At 46.1% G+C, this 13,953-nt stretch carries 14 protein-coding genes and 1 other RNA gene; 5 read left to right on the top strand and 10 right to left on the bottom strand.

Annotated elements, in window-relative coordinates:
* On the bottom strand, positions 1–981 hold the full coding sequence (locus C1N53_RS01950; RefSeq protein ID WP_137757725.1) for an electron transfer flavoprotein subunit alpha/FixB family protein: 981 nt from the start codon (positions 979–981) through the stop codon (positions 1–3).
* A gap of 4 nt (positions 982–985) precedes the next feature.
* Entirely contained in the window at positions 986–1,726 is a 741-nt protein-coding gene (locus tag C1N53_RS01945) for an electron transfer flavoprotein subunit beta/FixA family protein (RefSeq protein ID WP_137757724.1), read from the bottom strand.
* 70 nt (positions 1,727–1,796) lie between these two features.
* Here C1N53_RS01945 and C1N53_RS01940 point away from each other — a divergent pair, with 70 nt between their 5' ends.
* The gene (locus C1N53_RS01940; RefSeq protein ID WP_137757723.1) at positions 1,797–2,129 is read left to right on the top strand and encodes a tetratricopeptide repeat protein; all 333 of its coding nucleotides are present in this window, start codon (positions 1,797–1,799) and stop codon (positions 2,127–2,129) included.
* A 314-nt stretch (positions 2,130–2,443) separates the two neighbouring features.
* On the opposite strand, the gene C1N53_RS01935 is transcribed toward C1N53_RS01940, so the two are convergent.
* The 3 genes from C1N53_RS01935 to C1N53_RS01925 all read right to left on the bottom strand — a co-directional run bounded on the left by C1N53_RS01935 (position 2,444) and on the right by C1N53_RS01925 (position 5,161).
* Positions 2,444–2,743 (bottom strand): antibiotic biosynthesis monooxygenase, encoded by a 300-nt coding sequence (locus C1N53_RS01935; RefSeq protein ID WP_137757722.1) that lies wholly within the window; start codon positions 2,741–2,743, stop codon positions 2,444–2,446.
* A 373-nt stretch (positions 2,744–3,116) separates the two neighbouring features.
* Positions 3,117–4,478: a cell wall metabolism sensor histidine kinase WalK gene (locus C1N53_RS01930; RefSeq protein WP_137757721.1), complete on the bottom strand. Its 1,362-nt coding sequence runs from the start codon at positions 4,476–4,478 to the stop codon at positions 3,117–3,119.
* A gap of 8 nt (positions 4,479–4,486) precedes the next feature.
* Positions 4,487–5,161, bottom strand: coding sequence for a response regulator transcription factor (locus tag C1N53_RS01925; protein WP_137757720.1), 675 nt, complete (start codon positions 5,159–5,161; stop codon positions 4,487–4,489).
* Between the two features lie 144 nt (positions 5,162–5,305).
* On the opposite strand from C1N53_RS01925, the gene C1N53_RS01920 reads away from it, so the two are divergent.
* Positions 5,306–6,616, top strand: a complete 1,311-nt coding sequence (locus C1N53_RS01920) for a deoxyribodipyrimidine photo-lyase (RefSeq protein WP_137757719.1) — start codon at positions 5,306–5,308, stop codon at positions 6,614–6,616.
* On the opposite strand, the gene C1N53_RS01915 is transcribed toward C1N53_RS01920, so the two are convergent.
* Positions 6,613–7,464, bottom strand: a complete 852-nt coding sequence (locus C1N53_RS01915) for an HAEPLYID family protein (protein ID WP_137757718.1) — start codon at positions 7,462–7,464, stop codon at positions 6,613–6,615. The two genes, C1N53_RS01920 and C1N53_RS01915, sit on opposite strands and share 4 nt — an antisense overlap.
* A gap of 313 nt (positions 7,465–7,777) precedes the next feature.
* On the opposite strand from C1N53_RS01915, the gene C1N53_RS01910 reads away from it, so the two are divergent.
* The 3 genes from C1N53_RS01910 to rnpB all read left to right on the top strand — a co-directional run bounded on the left by C1N53_RS01910 (position 7,778) and on the right by rnpB (position 10,240).
* The gene (locus C1N53_RS01910; protein WP_240773354.1) at positions 7,778–8,587 is read left to right on the top strand and encodes a DUF2279 domain-containing protein; all 810 of its coding nucleotides are present in this window, start codon (positions 7,778–7,780) and stop codon (positions 8,585–8,587) included.
* 203 nt (positions 8,588–8,790) lie between these two features.
* The gene (locus tag C1N53_RS01905; RefSeq protein ID WP_137757716.1) at positions 8,791–9,738 is read left to right on the top strand and encodes a Smr/MutS family protein; all 948 of its coding nucleotides are present in this window, start codon (positions 8,791–8,793) and stop codon (positions 9,736–9,738) included.
* A 111-nt stretch (positions 9,739–9,849) separates the two neighbouring features.
* Positions 9,850–10,240, top strand: an RNA gene (gene rnpB, locus C1N53_RS01900) — RNase P RNA component class A.
* A gap of 223 nt (positions 10,241–10,463) precedes the next feature.
* On the opposite strand, the gene C1N53_RS01895 is transcribed toward rnpB, so the two are convergent.
* The 4 genes from C1N53_RS01895 to C1N53_RS22865 form a co-directional block, all read right to left on the bottom strand.
* Positions 10,464–11,267, bottom strand: coding sequence for an SDR family oxidoreductase (locus C1N53_RS01895; RefSeq protein WP_137757715.1), 804 nt, complete (start codon positions 11,265–11,267; stop codon positions 10,464–10,466).
* A 26-nt stretch (positions 11,268–11,293) separates the two neighbouring features.
* Positions 11,294–13,114, bottom strand: coding sequence for a glycoside hydrolase family 15 protein (locus C1N53_RS01890; protein WP_137757714.1), 1,821 nt, complete (start codon positions 13,112–13,114; stop codon positions 11,294–11,296).
* Positions 13,115–13,575: 461 nt separating this feature from the next.
* Positions 13,576–13,695, bottom strand: coding sequence for a DUF4184 family protein (locus C1N53_RS22960; protein ID WP_137757713.1), 120 nt, complete (start codon positions 13,693–13,695; stop codon positions 13,576–13,578).
* 122 nt (positions 13,696–13,817) lie between these two features.
* Positions 13,818–13,952 (bottom strand): hypothetical protein, encoded by a 135-nt coding sequence (locus tag C1N53_RS22865; RefSeq protein WP_256377483.1) that lies wholly within the window; start codon positions 13,950–13,952, stop codon positions 13,818–13,820.
* Between the last annotated feature and the right edge of the window lies 1 nt (position 13,953).

The raw sequence follows: 13,953 nt of genomic DNA, 5'->3' as shown, positions 1-13,953 counted from the left end.
CTATTTGTCTAAAGCCTTCGCGGCTTCAATTAATTTAGGAACTACCTCAAAAGCATCCCCAACTATGCCATAATCAGCGGCTTTAAAGAATGGTGCTTCTGCGTCCTTATTAATAACGACAATCACTTTAGAAGAGTTAACCCCCGCCAAGTGCTGAATAGCACCAGAAATGCCTATGGCAATGTATAGGTTAGGGCTTACGGTAATACCAGTCTGGCCAACGTGCTCGTGGTGCGGGCGCCAGTCCATGTCTGATACAGGTTTAGAACAGGCTGTAGCTGCTCCAAGCGCTTTTGCCAGATCTTCTACCAGGTGCCAGTTTTCAGGGCCTTTTAAGCCACGTCCGCCTGATACCACAATTTCTGCTTCCTGCAGCGGCACACTGCCGCCCGTATCCAGCAGAACGGTTTCTTTTGGAGCAGCACCAAAGTCTGCATCACTTACCTCGGCAGAGAATCTTTCTACGCTTGCCGTATTTCCCTCCTGCGAAGTTAACTCAAAAGAATTTTTCTGCACAGCAATTATCTTAACTTCTGCATAAAGATTTACATCGGCAAAGGCTTTTCCTGAAAAAACACTGCGTGTTACTACAAAACTGCCTCCGTCTGTCTTCGGCAGAGAGGTAACATTGGTCGCTAATGAGCCATTCAGGCGTACTGCCAAACGCGAACCAACAGCCGCACCTATGTTAGAATGGGCAAACACCAATACTTTTGCTCCTTCCTGTGCCACGGCTTTTGCGATTACTTTTACATAGGCTTCTGCCACAAACTGCTTCAGGCGCTCATCGGCATCAAACAGAACTTTGCTTATACCTTGTGCACCAAGCTTAGTCAGCGCATCTTCGGTTACATCGCCAATGGCTACTGCCGTAGCAGTCGTTCCTAAGCTCTGGGCTACCTGGCTTCCGTAAAAAGCCGCCTCCAGTGAGGATTTCTTGATCTCTCCATGGAGACCTTCTACAAATACTAATACAGACATATCGTTATAGTACTTTAGCTTCGTTTCTTAACAATGAAATTAATTCTGCCGCATTATCGGCATCGATCATACGTACGCCACCTTTTTTCTCTGGCTTGCTAAAACTTACGTATTCCGATTTGGCCTCACCTCCTGCAGGTTCTACTACTTTCAGGGGCTTGGTACGGGCCGTCATGATACCACGCATATTCGGGATGCGCGGCTCACACATTGGCTGCTGCGCACTGGCCACAAACGGCAGTTTTACTTCAACCACTTCTTTGCCACCCTCAATTTCCTTTTCGAGGCGTGCAGTGCTGTCGTCTACCATATCCAGTTTAAAAGCCGGGGTAACAGATGGAATGCCCAGCATTTCGCCCACCATGTTGTGTACCTGGAATCCGTTATAGTCAATCGACTCACGGCCCATCAGGATCATATCGTAGCCTCCGTCTTTTGCCACAGCCGCTATTTGAGCTGCTACAAAGAAAGCATCCTTCGGATGTGCGTTTACACGGATAGCGTCGTCTGCGCCAATAGCAAGTGCCTTACGTATATTCGGTTCGGCATCTGCCTCCCCTACATTCAGAACAGTAACTGATCCGCCTTTAGCCTCTTTCAATTCTATGGCTCTGGTTAAAGCGTATTCATCCCACGGATTGATGACGAATTGTACGCCGTTCTTATCGAACTCCTTATTATCGCCTGTAAAATTGATTTTAGAGGTAGTATCCGGAACGTTACTGATACAAACTAATATTTTCATGATTAGAAATGTTAGCTTTTAAATTTAAATTTGTGCAAGTTAATTATTTAATAAATATAGCATTTTCGAAATGTCTCAAAACAGATTAGAGCAACTTTTCAGATTCCTGGAGGAAGACCCAAGTGACCCTTTCACTATTTATGCCATCGCAACTGAATATCGCAATACCGATAAGCAGAAAGCAATGGAATATTATGAGAGACTGCTTGCTGAGCACGAAAATTATGTTGGCACTTACTATCACGCTGCTAAACTGTACGAAGAGTTTGGACAGAACGATGTAGCAGAGCGCATTTATAAGAAAGGAATGCAGATAAGCCGCCAGGAAGGCAACATGCACGCTTTCTCAGAACTGCAGCAGGCTTACAATAAAATGATGGGCCTCGACTACGAAGACGAATAGAGTTTCACCCAATTATGAATTAGAAATGTATGAATGTTTGCACTACTGCCGTGGCGCCTGCTTATTAAATAGGTTGAATCAAATTCAGCTCAACTCCCACTAGCCATGCTTACTTTTCTTAAAGCGTTAGCTCATTCATAATTTATAATTCATAATTAAGCGAAGTTATAGCTTCGCCCGTAGTAAGGACTCACTCAAAAATAGTATGCATGCAGCATATTTACAAATAAAAACGAAAAGCCAGCCAAATTGTTTTGAGCTTTCTGGTAAGTTCAAAATAATTTGGCTGGCTTTTTACGGCTTATTTTATTGATTTATTCGCAGATATGCTCGAATCGTTTAATCTGAACACTTCCAGGCACCAGCTTTAGTCCTTTCGGAATTCCTTTATGCACATCGTGGTACATATGACTTTTGTACCATACATTAAAGCTTTCTTCATCGGTCCAGTAGGTCATCAACCAGATCTCGTTCGGATTCTCCTGCGGGCTTATTACCTGCAGCTTTATAAATCCTTCCGCATTATCGACTAGGTGTGGTCTTTGCCTGAAAGCTTCTTTCACCTCAGGAGCCATATCATTTGCAACTATAAAACTGCTAATGGAAATAAACATACATTTTGCTCATTTAAAATGAAAAATACCCTCCTCACCTTCCAACACGATGCAAATACACAGAAATAAAGCCACATTATCAAATTAAGATGATTGAACCTTAGTTCTGTACTTGTTGTATACTGCTTCGTAACTTATCAAAAGCAGGAATGGCAGCTATTGGTCTGTTACCTGCCGCACTCTCTACAGACATTGGTTCAGACCATTGCCGATGGTGGTAATCGGCGGACTGATGAGCGGGACTGTACTTACACTGCTCATTTTCCTGCTGCTTTTTGACAGTGTTTACAAACGCATCCTGCACCGCAAATCGCAAAGAAATCTTACAGACATATACAAACACCACCTGCTGCCACTTTTATTTTTCTACGCCTTACCTCTTAAAGCTGATACTAAACGTGGTGCCTACACCCAGCTCTGAGGTAAAACGCATGTTTCCGTTGTGTAGCCTGATGATCTTGTCTGTCAGCGACAGACCAATGCCTGTACCGCTGTGACCACGGGCATTCTGCGCCCTATAAAAGGTCTGGAAAACATGTGCCTGTTCGTTGGCAGGTATACCCATTCCCTTATCCTGCACCACCACCGTTACCTGTGCATCTGTCAGCCGAAGCCATACATGTACCTCCTGATTACCAGAAAATTTACTGGCATTATCCATCACATTGCCCAAAGCTATCTTCAGCAGACTTACGTTTCCCTTTATCCGAAGCAGATCAGGATCTTCGGGCATCTCCTCCAGGTGCAGCAGCACCCTGGCCAGTTGGTTTGCCCGCTGCTGTTCGTCGATGCACTCCAGCAGCAGTTCATCTAAGCGCACATCCTCCTGCCGCATGTCTACTTCATCAAAACCGGTTTGCGTAAGCCGCAGCAGATCGCTGGTGAGCTTTTGCAAACGATCCGTCTCCTTTTGCAGTATCTCCAGCGAAGCCATGTACTCCTCCGGTTCCCGCTTGCGTAACAGGGCAACTTCAATTTCGCCGCTAATGGCTGTTATGGGATTACGAAGCTCATGTGAGGCATTGGAAATGAAGTTTTTCTGCATCTCGAATGCCATCTCCAGCCTATCGAGCATCTGGTTAAATGTTTTGGTAAGATAACCAATCTCATCTTTCACATTGCGCTCCTTTACACGCAAGTGCAGGTTAGAGGCCCTTATTTCATTGACCTCATGCACAATGCCACTGATAGGCTGCAGCACTTGCCTGGTAAAAAAGCGTGCGCAGATCACCACCAGTACCAGGCTCACCAGGAAAGAGATCAGCAATACCTCCTGCAGGTTTCGCAGCTTGCTTTGCCCGTACAGATCCTGCGCCGACACCAGCACATAAAACCTTCCCTGGTTGTCGTCGAACAACCTTCCTACCCACTGGCGCTCATTGTTCATAAAGTGAATGGAAAGCTCCCTATTCAGTCTGTCGAACACCTGCTCCAGGTTGGGTAGATCAATACTATCAGACTCAAAAGCAGGTGTACGGTTCAGGTGATACAGGTGCACCTCCTCCTCGGGTAGTGATTTAGTGAACTGTACCCTTACGCGCTGCATCATTCTGGGGCTTAATTCATCTTCATCGAGGTATAGTTGCGCCGTAACGTGCGCCCTGTCCTGCAGCCGCTCCCGGAACTCCTGCCTGGTATAGCGTTCTGAGAAAAAGTAAACTGTAATACCCATAATACAGAAGATGGCCACAAACAGAAAGGTAAACGACAGGGTGAGTTTGGTGCTAAAGGTCATAGAAAAAATTACTGCACTTTAAAAACGTAGCCCGTTCCGGGTACTGTATGAATTAGCTTCACCTCAAAGCTCTTGTCTATTTTATTTCGGAGATAATTTACATATACCTCTACCACACTGGAGCTCAAATCGAAGTTCAGCCCCCACACATTCTCCAGCAGGTCTAATCGCGATAAGACTTTGCCCTTGTTACGTATAAAGTATTCGAGCAACAGAAATTCTTTAGCAGTTAACTTAATCTCTTTCCCGCTGCGCACCGCCGACTTTGTAGCCAGGTTTACTTCCAGATCGGCAAGAGTAAGTATATCGCTTGCCCTAGCTAAATTCTTTCGCCTTTTAAGAGCCCTCACCCGGGCCAACAGCTCTTTAAATTTGAATGGTTTGGTCAGGTAGTCATCCGCCCCGGCATCCAGGCCTTTTACCACATCGTCGGTGGTTCCCAAAGCAGTAAGCATCAGGATGGGCACATGAGCATTTTGCTTCCGGATATCACTGCATAGCTGAATTCCGTTGCTATTCGGAAGAATAACATCCAGTATAATGAGCGAGTAATCTTTCTGGCGCGCCAGGCTCAGCCCTGTTTGCCCGTCGTACGCCACATCTACCTCATACGACTGTTCCTGTAAGCCTTTCTTCACGAAAGCTACCACATTAGGCTCGTCTTCCACTACTAGTATGTTCATAGCACATATTGTAACTACTAAGTTAAGCAGGATCAGCGAAAATGTTTCAGGCCAGAACAAAATCAACTTTTTCCGGTTTAGCTTTCGTAAACAGTGCTGCCGCACCTGCCCGGCACTACTCCTGAAGTTAATTTACCAGCTGCTTTGAAAAAGATTACCCTTTTCTGGTTTCGCCGCGACCTGCGCCTGCACGACAATACCGGCTTTCACCGTGCCTTAACAAGTGGAACGCCTGTACTCCCACTCTTCATTTTTGATAAGGATATACTGGACAAACTTTCCGACAAGACAGATGCACGGGTAAACTTTATCCACCAAACCGTTGCCGCGCTACAAGAGCAACTGCATGCAATGGGCAGTACGCTGCTGGTACAATACGGGCTGCCTGAAGAAATCCTGAGCTCTCTTTGCCGGCAGTACAACATTACAGCAGTGTATACCAACCGCGACTACGAACCTTATGCACGCACCAGGGATACCGCTGTAGAAGACCTGCTCTCCGCTAAAGGAGTCGGTTTCTATACGTTTAAGGATCAGGTAATATTTGAGCAGGAAGAGATTCTTTCCAAAACAGGTAGCCCGTACAAAATTTATACTCCTTATAAAAAGGCCTGGCTGCAACGCTTTGCCGCAGACCTGGTAGCTCCCATTCCGAGCAAAGATAACCTGCACCAACTGCTGCCGCATACTGCAACGGCACTTCCTTCGCTTTCAGAAATGGGTTTTGCTCCGTCTGCTATGCAAGTGCCTGCCCCTCGCCTATCAGCCGATGTGCTGCGCGCCTACGAAGATACCCGGAATATACCCGCTCTGGATGCCACCTCCCGCATCAGCCCATACCTACGCTTTGGTTTGATTAGTGTGCGCGATGCTGTTGTAAAGGCTATAGCACACAACCAGGTGTGGCTACAGGAACTGATCTGGCGGGAATTCTTTATGCAGTTATTGTACCACTTCCCGATTACTGCCACCGAAAGCTTTTATCCTAAGTTCAGGGCCATAGAATGGCGCAATAACGAAGAAGAGTTTGAAAGATGGTGCAACGGCACAACGGGCTTCCCCCTGGTTGACGCAGGCATGCGCGAGTTAAATGCCACTGGCTTTATGCACAACCGCGTGCGCATGGTTGTAGCTAGCTTTCTGATAAAAGACCTGCTGATTGACTGGCGTTGGGGCGAAGCCTATTTTGCAGAGAAACTACTTGACTATGAGTTAGCCAGTAATGCAGGTAACTGGCAATGGGCAGCAGGTACGGGAGCCGATGCGCAGCCCTACTTCAGGATATTTAACCCTGACAGCCAGGTAACAAAGTTCGACAAAGACTATACTTATATTAAGCGCTGGGTTCCGGAATATGGCACAGCCGCTTACCCGAAGCCAATGCTGCAACACAAGGAGGCGAGCTCCAGAGCATTGGAAGCTTACAAAAAATCTATAGCGGCTATGGCTCCTTAATGCATATAACGCCTGTTCTTTCGGCTGCCCGGCTCATAGATCAGGCGCACGAAAGAGCTCAGCCGCTCGTTCTCTCTTGAGATAGGTATACCTGACACGATCCCTACCATCAGGTTCTCGTGGATCACGAGGCGCATTTGCGGCCGCATGACCATATCGAAACGGCCATGCACAAACTCCTTGTTAAACTCTATACCTACGAAATTGCGGGAATGCGGAATCATGTAGTGGAAGCTGGTATTAATTTCATACTCTGTTTCTATACCGCTGTGCCCGAAGTGCCTGAACAACCTGGGCCCTGTGTATATCAACGTATGAAAATCGGAGCCCCAACGTTTGGCTGCTACAAAAAACGGATTAAACAGGATTCCCTTAAACAGCCTATCCTCACGTATCTTATCTATATCGGTAAACTCAAACTCCGTGATTTTACCGAGTGCTAAGGACGTGTTGATTTGTGGTGCCACCAGAAAGGTATACTGCGCCGCCAGTTTCAGCGACTCAATCCGGTCGGATGGCTGGTTCGTAGCTGGATTCCTGTCTTTCACATTCCGGCTGTACAAGGAAAAAGGCACCTCAATCTCCAGCCCCAGCCTGTCGATGGGCGCCCACTCATACTCCACCAGGAAATTGTACCGGTCGTAGGTCAGGTTATCGGTCATACCAGCTCCTATGTTCCACTCCTTCTCCCCCTTATGCGCCCCCAGATCCCGGATTAAATCAATGTAAAGCGGTTCGGCGTGCTCCAGTTTAACAGGTCTGTCTGTGCGCGTAGAATCGGGTGTGTGATGTTGGGCAGTTGTAGTAAAACAAGCAAGTGCTGCAACAATAAATAATAAGTATTTCATGTATAGCTTCCCTTCAGAATCATTCGAAGGTAGAGCGGCTACATTAAAAGTAGATTAAAGACATATTAAATCTGTCTAAGAATCATTTTCTGCACCTCTTACAATAGCTATACCTGGAACATATGCCTGCAATAGCTGGTTTACTTTATGACAGAAGCTGATTTTGGAGATTCAGCCCATTTATATAATATTGCAAATGCCTTTTTTAAAGTATCTTTCTGCAGTTTTACTTTGCTGCTTTGTTCTATTACGGTTGCCAGGTTTTTGCAATGTTCCTATTCCTGCTGATACACTAACCTTAGAAGAGAATTCTGTGAACAAGCCACGCCTCTTAGCAATGGGCAGTGGATTGGCAGTAGGGTACACAGCCACACTCGTTGCCTTAAATGAGGCATGGTATAAAGAACAGCGTAATGCCGGTTTTCACTTCTTCAACGATAACAAAGACTGGTTGCAGCAAGACAAGGCCGGGCATTTTTACAGTTCGTTTCATTTTGGCCGCACTGGTATAGAAATATTACGTGGCGCAGGGGTTCCGGAAAAGAAGGCCGTTCTGTATGGAGGTTTATTGGGCATAGTGCTACAAGCACCAATCGAGTTTTTTGATGGGTTTCAGGCTGAATACGGCGCTTCTGCCGGTGATCTGATAGCTAATTCTTTAGGAGCAGCAGCCGTTATATCACAGGAACTAGCCTGGGGTGAAATACGGATTATGCCTAAATTCTCCTTTAATACTACCGGCTACGCTGCTTTACGCCCCAAGGTATTAGGCACAAACCTGCCCGAGCAAGTACTTAAAGATTATAATGGGCAAACTTACTGGGCTTCTGTTAATGTAGGTTCCTTTTTGAAGAATGCCAGCTCCTACCCAAAGTGGTTGAATGTAGCTGTTGGTTATGGAGTAGAAGAAATAGTTTACAATGAAAAACCTCTTAACCAGGAACTAGGCTTACAGGCTTACCGCCAGTTTTACCTGAGCCCTGACATAAACCTGATGCATTTTAAGGGCAAAAACAAAGTTATAAACACAATGCTGTATTTCCTGAGCATTGTTAAAGTACCTGCCCCGACTCTGGAGTATAGCAACCGCAAAGGCTTTCGTTTCCATTCTGTCTATTTTTAATATCGGCTGCGGCTACATAAGCGGTGTTATTGCCGTTTTATATCCTTTGAATACTTGTACCTTTGCCTATGGCTTTACCTGATACCTGGCTGAGCTCCGATAAAGTTTCAGAGGCTTAGAACGTATTTCACAACAGGTAATGTTGTAATCAGAATGAACTTCAGCTCCATTAAAGCTGACTTACCTAAACATAAAAGATAATTATGAACGTAGGAGATCGCGTGCGCCTGATGTCAGGACGCGAAGAAGGCATTATCACCAGGATACTGGATAACAATATTGTAGAAGTAGCCATCGACAATGACTTTACTATTCCGGTGGCCCGGCGGGAAGTGGTGGTAATAGCTCCTGAAGAAGCAAAGTTTTTGCGTAACGATGCACCGCAGCCTGCTGCCAGAAAAGAACCGGCAGCACCTGTACTGGCCACAAAGGGAATCTACCTGGCGCTGGTACACCAGTCTGAAGAACTTTTAGCAGTCACCGTAGTCAACAACACTGATTATGATGTATTGTTTACATCGGGTGAAGACCGCAACAATATTTATCGCGGCCTACAAAATGATAAACTGGCCCCGAAAGCAACCCGGGTTATAACGCATTATCACCTGAAGGATTTTGAAAAATGGCCCAGTATTGTCGTGCAGTTCCTGCAACACAGAAATGGTGCTCCCTCACTTTTTGAGCCTGTAACCAAAAAGGTGCAATTTAAAGCTGCCTCTTTTTATAAAAGTAAAAAAACAGCGCCCATCTTAAACAAAGAGGCGTACCTGTTCCAGCTGGACACGAAACCTACGGTAGTTGACACAGATAAGATAAAGGAGCAATTAGCTGAAACAGCAGCCCCAAAAGATAATTATAAACTTCAGGCTCCGGAACATGAAGTAGACCTGCATATAGAAAAACTAACAGAAGACTACCAGGGCATGAGCAACAGCGCCATGCTGAAAAAGCAGCTGGAGCATTTCCAGGATGCTTTGGACAGAGCTATGGCATCCAATATGCATGAGATTGTGTTTATACATGGCACAGGCAACGGTGTACTTCGTAAAGAGATTCAGAAAATTCTCAGCAAAACCGTTGGTATCAAATATTTCGAAGACGCCAAAAAAGAAAAATTTGGCTACGGAGCCACCCTGGTAAGGCTAAGGTAGTGGAGTTAGGGAGAGACGAGTTAAAGAGGTTAGAGGGTTGTATTTAACCTATTAAACCCATTTTGTTTTAACTCTTAACTAAACCTCCTATTTTTGCATTGAAATAGATTAACAGCAGGCCGTCTTATCGCTGCTCTTTCGGGAGGAGAGGAAAGTCCGGGCAACGCAGAGCATCCTACTTCCTAACGGGAAGGGGCTGTTTTGGCGACGAAACAGCTACAGCTAGTGCCACAGAAAATTACCGCCACTTGCAAAAGTGGTAAGGGTGAAAAGGTGCGGTAAGAGCGCACCAGTGGGCGGGTGACCGTTCCAGCTGGGTAAACCTTAGGAGTTGAAAGACCAAATAGGCTGTCAGCGCCTTGCTTCGGCAGGGCTAAGGGCTGCTCGTCCGATGTCAGTGGGTAGGTCGATGGAGCCTGTGCGTGAGTGCAGGCCTAGATAAATGATAAGACGTGTAGCTTCGGCTATGCGACAGAACCCGGCTTACAGGCTTGCTGCTAATTTATTTTAACCTCTACTATGCCTTTTTTTGTACTGGCACTGCCAGGTTCTGATGTGAAGCAGACAGCTGCTTCAATTAATTCTTTGCCAGAAATTTAGTACCTCCCAGGTATACACAAAAGAAGCCGTTTTGGAGCTGCTTTCAGAAAACAACTCCAAAACGAACTCTGCAAGCAGCATTTCTCTGCTCAGCTAAAAAAGCCTCTTTACTTCTTTAATAAATCTTACCCGTTGTTCACAAACCCCGGATAAAGTGTCATGCCGCCGTCAACGTAAATAGTTGTACCTGTCACATAATCACTATCCGGAGAAGCCAGCCAAACAGCTACTTTGGCAACATCTTCCGGCTTACCGATACGCTTGTACGGAATCAGTTTTAACAATTCTTTGCGCTTTTCCTCATCGTTCCAGACGTCTTCGTTGATATCTGTGGCAATGGCTCCCGGCGAAATGGCATTGATGCGTATCTTCTTAGGAGCTACCTCCAGCGCCAACGACTTCATCAGCATTAGAATACCGCCTTTAGAGGAAGCATAGTTCACATGACCGGCCCACGGAATAATGTCATGCACTGAACTCATGAATATGATGTTGCCCTTGGCTTTGTCGTCCGGGCCTGCTTCTCCTTTCTGATTGAAAATTTTGATGGCCTCGCGGGCGCATAAAAAATAGCCGGTGAGGTTGGTATTCATCACCTTGTTCCATTGATCCAGCGTCATCTCGGCAAAGGCACTGTCTTGCTGGATTCCGGCGTTGCTCACCAGCACATCTACAGTTCCGTAAGCCTCCAGTGCTGCCTGAAACATACGGGCCACATCTTCCTCTTTGCTCACATCGGCCTTGCAGATAAAGCCTTTTCCGCCCCCTTTTTCAATTTCATCCAGGGTCTGACGGGCTCCATCTTCATCGCTGTGGTAATTTACAATTACATTGGCCTCTTTCTGCCCAAAGGCGATGGCAATGCCTTGCCCTATACCGGAGCTGGCACCAGTGACCAGTACTGTTTGATTTGCTGTTTGTGTTGACATGCAGATATATTTTATATGATAGGTTATTAATAGTTGACGTTTTTATTACGGCTGTCGTTGAGTTGTTTGTTCAGGTTATAGGCAGCACTGATCAGGCCCAGGTGCGTGAAGGCCTGCGGAAAGTTCCCCAGGTGCTCCCCCTGGAACCCCAACTGCTCTGCATACAGCCCCAGATGGTTGGCATACCCAAGCATTTTTTCAAAGTAAAACCGCGCCTTCTCCAGCTGTCCAGACCTGGACAAGCATTCAACATACCAGAAGGAGCACATGGAGAAGGTGCCCTCATGGCTTACAAATCCGTCTGGGGCAGCCATATCCAGGCGGTAGCGGTACACCAGCGAATCAGAGACCAATTCCTCTTCAATCCTTTTGAGGGTAGAGAGCCAGCGAGGATCTTTGGGGCTGATAAACCGAACCAGTGGCATAAGCAGCGTAGAGGCATCTACGGTCAGAGCACCCGGATATTGCATAAACGCCTGCTTTTCATCATCCCAGAATTCAGTGAAAATGCTGTTAAAGATCTTGTCCCGCTCTTCCCGCCACCTCTTGTTTAACGGAAACGACCGGGTTTCTGCAATTTTGATAGCGCGATCGAAGGCTACCCAGCACAGAAGGCGGGAATAAAGAAAATTTTTGCGTCCACCGCGCACTTCCCAAATCCCCTCATCGGGTTGCTGCCAATTATCTGTCAGCCAGTTAATCTGTTTTTCAAGGTCTTTCCAGAAGTCATAGGAAATAGGCTCACCATACTTATCATAGAGGTATACAGAATCCAACAGTTCCCCGTAAATATCAAGCTGCAATTGCCCGTAGGCATCGTTCCCAATCCTGACCGGCGATGATTGCTTATATCCCTCAAAATGCGTCAGCTCCTTTTCCTCCAACTGCCTGTGCCCGTCAATGGAGTACATGATACCCAATCGGTTCTGTCCTTTTATATCCTGGCACAGCCTTTCCACCCAGTGCATAAAGGCCCCGGCTTCTTTGGCATATCCCAGCCGGATCAAGGCATACATAGAAAAAGAGGCGTCTCTGATCCAGGTGAAGCGGTAGTCAAAATTACGGGCGGCACCAATGCTCTCCGGCAGGCTGAAGGTGGGCGCCGCTAAAATAGAGCCGTAGTTGTGCGAGGTCAGCAGCTTTAGAACCAGCGCCGACCGGTTTACCATGTCCAGCCAACGGCCGGTGTAGGTAGATTGCCCAATCCAGTTCTTCCAGTAGTTTACTGTTTCAAAAAGGCTCTGGGTTATGTAGGCTTCAAAATCTCTTTCCTGTATATGCCCCTTTTTAACATGCTCCAGCAGAAAGTCGGCGGTTTGGGTGGGGCTCAGCGTAAATTCGGCCACTACATCAGCTCCATCCACCTGTAAAGGCACTGAACTCATCAAACGCAGTACAGTGGAGTCGCCGGTGCAGGTAAAGATTACTTCTGTTTCAGAAATCTGCTCCACGGTATGAGTGCTTCTGCCATAGTCGAAGCGTGGCTTGCACCTCATCCGGTAAGTCACTTCGCCCCGTATAGAGGTTACCCGTCTGATAAGTTCTTTGCCACTGTACAGTTCCTCTACCGGCATAAAATCGGTGATCTCTCCCACGCCATCTGGTGAAAGGAACCGGGTGAGCAGCACGTTAGTATCCGGCAGATACAGCTGCTTGGTCTTCTGCTCTTCAAACAAGGGGTTTAGCTGAAAGCTGCCGCCTTTCTCCACGTCTAGCAAAGCGGCAAAGATGCTGGGGGAATCAAAGTTGGGGAAACACATGAAATCAATGGAACCATTCAACCCTACCAACGCCACTGTATTCAAGTCACCGATAATTCCGTAATTCTCTATGGGCTGATATCGCATGCATCGTTTTATAAAGTCGTTTAAATCGAAAGTTTGGCTATAAGCCACCTCAACGGACAACTATAGAAAAACCTGTTCTATGGTACCCGTTCATTTATTAACTGATGTTACGCAAAGAGAAATGAAAAGGTGAGTAGCTTTATCCACGATTTCATAATTTGAATCTGGATAGCGTACAAAGCCAGGGTCAGAACTTCTGAAATAAATGGCTAAAATCTGAGGCAGCCTACAGGAGCCTCTCTGCTGCATTTTATTAGGCGCCTTGAATGTTTTTTCTCTTATTCAAATGCATCTCACTTCAACTTTGCTTTCTGTACCTGCTGAAAAAAGATACTTAGTAAAAGTAAAACAGGTATAGCAAACCAGCCTGTTGTTTTTATAAACCCTACTTCGCTTTTCCTTCTTCTTATACCCATCTTTAGCTGCAGTCTTATTTTTTGATTCTTGCTACAGTGCTCATATTATAGTTTAGCACGCGCACAAAGCGTTCGTGCATGAGACGCATAAGACAGGCTTTTACACCTTCTTGGAAGTAGAGCCAATGGTAAAACAATTGCTGGATGGGAGAAGGTAAAAGGCATCTTATCTGTTTTTCAATTTAATTAACTTTAATGTGCTTATGAAATTTTGCAATTGAAAAGCGTCAGCTTCAAGTAACCACAAAAGCAAAATAGCGATCTAAAGTTGAACACTTTAGCTCCCGTCAAAATTTTATAAACACACTGTTAGCCGCTTCCGCCGACAGAAAAGTCCGCATGTCTTTGAATCCCTCCAGAATCAGCGAGTGTTGTGTCAGAAAGAGGCTTAACTCATCATCGTCAATCAGAAATATTTTCAAG

Source organism: Pontibacter sp. SGAir0037 (genome assembly GCF_005491705.1).
Lineage (GTDB): Bacteria > Bacteroidota > Bacteroidia > Cytophagales > Hymenobacteraceae > Pontibacter.
The sequence above is the reverse complement of the archived record's forward strand: the minus strand, read 5'-3'. Positions and strand labels throughout refer to the sequence as shown.